Raw genomic sequence first — 3,549 nt, 5'->3', positions numbered from 1 at the left:
CGCGCAAGGACGGGGCCCCGCGCGGGGTCCCGTCCTTGCGCGGATACGGCTCAGTCGGCCGGTGTGAACACCACGACCGCTTCCGCGGTGTTGAACTGGAACGTCAGCGACTCGGTCAGATAGAGCTCGACATGGTCGGCGTCCGACGACAGGTAGCCGATCGCCAGATCCTGGCTGATCCGGAACCCGTAGTCGCCGCCGCGGGTCGAAAGCAGCACCGCGCCGCTCAGCGCGGGCGCCCAGATCAGCGAGTCGACGATCCGGCTCAGATGCTTGTCGACGGGCAGGCCGTGGTCGGCGAGCTCGTAGACCTGCGTGTAGGCGCTGCTGCTGAGCAGGAGCTGGTACGGGCCGTTGACGCCCGCCAGCCGCAGCGTCGTCATGGCCTGGCTGACGGCGTCGGGGAAGTCCTTGACGTTCGCCGGAAGCTGCTGCACCGGGTTGGACGTGCCCTTGAGGATCCCGGTCAGCCCGGTGGCCTCGTCGCCCACGAACGCCAGCGCGTCCTCGGCCAGGGCCATCCGCTGGGCGGCGTCCTTGACGGGCTGCCAGTCGGAGTCCTGCGAGCCGCGCAACACGTCGTCAACGGCTGACCTGGTCACCTTGAACGGCGACCGCAGCTCGATGATGGGCAGCGAGCCGCGCACGTTGCGGCTGACCCCCGGGACGTGGTCGGCGATCCTGGTCAGATGACCGGTCGGAACGCCGGGCAGCGAGGGATCCTCGGTCGCGTCCACGTCCACGACGCGCCGGGCCGCCGCGCTCCGGATGAAGGTGCGGCGTGCTTCGTCCTCGATCTGCGCCCAGGCCGCGTCGGAGACGGGTGCGAGTGAGCGATGCAGGTTGTTCACGAGTTTCCCTTCAGGCTGCCGATGCCGAGCGAACGCTCGGCGGCTGGATTCGGGGCGGGAGGGTCCGCCAGGAACGCGGGCGTCGGCACGTAGAACAGGCATCCGGTCATGGCCGTGGAGAAGTCGAGGATCCGGTCGTGGTTGCCGGCCGGCTCCCCGATGAACATGCGCCGGAGCATCAATTCGGTCACGCCCGGGTCGGACGCGTACCCGATGAAGAACGTGCCGAACTCGCCCCTGCCGATCGTGCCGAACGGCATGTTGTCGCGGACGATGTCGCGCGTCTCACCGTGGTAGTCGTTGATCGTGTTGAGCACGATGTGCGAGTTGGACGGCTTGACCGAGTCGGGCATCTCGACGTCGGGCAGTTTGGTCCGGCCGATGACGTTCTCCTGCCCCTCGATCGTCAGAGCGTTCCATGCGGTCAGGTCGTGCAGATACTTCTGAATGATCACATAGCTGCCGCCGTCGGCGTCGAACACCGCCGCCTTGGCCTCGTCGTCCTCGGGGTTCCCGCTGCCGTCCACGAAGCCGAGCAGGTCCCGCCGGTCGAAATAGCGGAAACCGTGCACCTCGTCGACCACGCTGGCCATGCCCTCGAGCCGCTTCACGATCAACATGCCGAGTTCGAAGCAGACGTCGGCGCGTTCCCCCCGGATGTGGAACAGCACGTCACCCGGGGTGGACGGCGCCTGGTGGACGGCCCCCCTGACCTCCTGGAACGGGTGCAGGTGTTCGGGTTTGGGCCCGCCGAACAGCCGGCTCCAGGCATCGGAGCCGATCCCGACCACACAGGACAGATCGCCGTCCGAGATCCGGAATCCCACCGAACGGCGGAGCGCCGGCACGTCGGCCAGCAGGGCCCGCACCGTGTCCTCACCGCCCGGTGCGATCGTCACGACGAGGAACAAAGCCGCTCGGGGCAGCGGCTGCAAAACCGGCTGGGGCATGGGATTCCTAGAGTTAGGCAGGGACGTTCCGTACGGGATCTAGCCTGCCCCCAACCATGTTGTCCGGATATGCGGTTTGCGCAAACTCCGGGAAAAAGTGGCCGGAAACCCGGAAACGGCGCCCCTTAAGAGACGGTCTGGCGGCGGGTGTGCATCCACGGCGAGGTCAGCACGTGGTAGTCGGGGGCCGCGAGATTGAGCTCGAAGATCGCGTCCATGACGGACTTGAGCCGGGGCGGGGTCTCGCGGAGCTCGGCGTCCCAGACCGTGTCCTCGGACACGTAGTAGAGCAGATGGGTGTAGCCGTCGTCGGGGTGCAGGGCGAGGGTCGAGCCCAGCAGGTCGGGACGGGTCTCGGCCAGCTCCTTGTGCAGGGTCGCCAGGAGGGTGCGGAGCAGCGCGGGGTCCGCGACCCGGCCCTGGGTGATCTGCACGAACCCGGCGCGGTCGATGGCGTCCTGGTCGACGGCCTGGACGTCCACGGTCCGGCAGTTGGTGAAGGTCGCCTCGCCCGTCAGATGGCCGGTCATCTCGTTCCACCAGCGCCGCCGCCCCGGACGTCCGGACTCCAGGATCGCCTTCTGCTCGGATTCGAAGCGCTCCACGGTGACGAACCGGCCCTCGGCCGTCACGCCGCCGGTGCAGCCCATCCAGCCGACCGAGGTCGACCCGAGGGTGTGGGCCCAACGGTAACTGGCCGCGCGCAGACCTTCGGCGTCTCGCGCGGGCGCCTGGATGACCTGGATGAACACGTCCCGAGAATACCGCGCCGGGCCCCGGCGTTCGCGGACGGACTGGTACGTTCCTGGCGTGGCAGGACCGCAACCCCTCGAACCGTCCGATCCCCGCTCCGTCGGGGCCTATCAGCTGCTGGCGCGGCTGGGCTCCGGTGGGATGGGCACCGTCTATCTGGGCCGGTCACCGCAGGGCGGCGACGTCGCCGTCAAGGTGATCCGCGCCGACCTGGCCGGCGATCCCGGCTTCCTGGCCAGATTCGGCGGCGAGGTCGACAACGCCCGCCGGGTCGCGTCCTTCGCCACCGCCCAGGTCCTCGACCACGGCGAGCACCAGGGCGTCGCGTTCATGGTCACCGAGTACATCGACGGCGCTCCGCTGTCGGTGCGCCTCGCCGATCGGGGCGCGCTGTCGCCGGGGCTCGTGCACGGAGTGGCGGTCGGCGTCGCGACGGCGCTGACCGCGATCCACGCCGCGGGGCTGATCCACCGCGACCTCAAACCGGGCAACGTGCTGCTGTCGGTGTCGGGCCCGCGGGTCATCGACTTCGGCATCGCCCGCGCCCTGGACGCCACGACCGGGCACACCGCCACCGGCATGGTCGTCGGCAGCCCCGGCTGGATGGCGCCCGAGCAGATACTCAACCGGCCCGTCACCCCGGCCGTCGACGTGTTCGCGTGGGGCTGCCTCGTCGCCTACGCCGCCACCGGGGTGCACCCGTTCGGCACCGGGAACCTGGCGGTCATGTCGGCGCGGCTGCTGCACGCCGAACCCCAGCTCGAACGGCTGCCGGAACCCCTGGACGGGCTGGTCAGGGCGGCGCTGGCGAAGGATCCCGCGGCCCGTCCCACCGCCCGCGACCTGCTGCTGGCGCTCGTGAGCGGTCCCGCGTCCGACCGGGTGGAGACACCCGTGGCGGTGGAGGCGACGGCCCGGCAGATCATCACCCATGACTGGCGGCCCCCGACCGTGCCCGCGACGGTGCCCGGTCCCGCACCGGCCGTCCCGCTCGC

4 protein-coding genes are annotated in these 3,549 nt (G+C 70.0%); 1 reads left to right on the top strand and 3 read right to left on the bottom strand.

Annotated features, from left to right (window positions below; translation table 11 throughout):
* Positions 1-50: 50 nt before the first annotated feature.
* The 3 genes from ACYVE7_RS31115 to ACYVE7_RS31105 all read right to left on the bottom strand — a co-directional run bounded on the left by ACYVE7_RS31115 (position 51) and on the right by ACYVE7_RS31105 (position 2,553).
* Positions 51-851, bottom strand: coding sequence for a family 1 encapsulin nanocompartment shell protein (locus tag ACYVE7_RS31115; protein WP_460369772.1), 801 nt, complete (start codon positions 849-851; stop codon positions 51-53).
* Entirely contained in the window at positions 848-1,801 is a 954-nt protein-coding gene (locus ACYVE7_RS31110; RefSeq protein ID WP_460369770.1) for a Dyp-type peroxidase, read from the bottom strand. Before ACYVE7_RS31110 ends, ACYVE7_RS31115 begins: the two co-directional genes overlap by 4 nt.
* Before the next feature lie 125 nt (positions 1,802-1,926).
* Complete coding sequence (locus ACYVE7_RS31105; protein WP_460369768.1) at positions 1,927-2,553, bottom strand: hypothetical protein; 627 nt, start codon at positions 2,551-2,553, stop codon at positions 1,927-1,929.
* A 58-nt stretch (positions 2,554-2,611) separates the two neighbouring features.
* Between ACYVE7_RS31105 and ACYVE7_RS31100 the strand changes: the two genes are divergently transcribed.
* Positions 2,612-3,549: serine/threonine-protein kinase (locus ACYVE7_RS31100; protein ID WP_460369766.1), on the top strand; the 938-nt coding region annotated here is incomplete at its 3' end.

The sequence above is a fragment of the Actinocorallia lasiicapitis genome, assembly GCF_054778695.1.
Note: the sequence above shows the minus strand (reverse complement) of the source record. Positions and strands in the feature narration are given on the sequence as shown.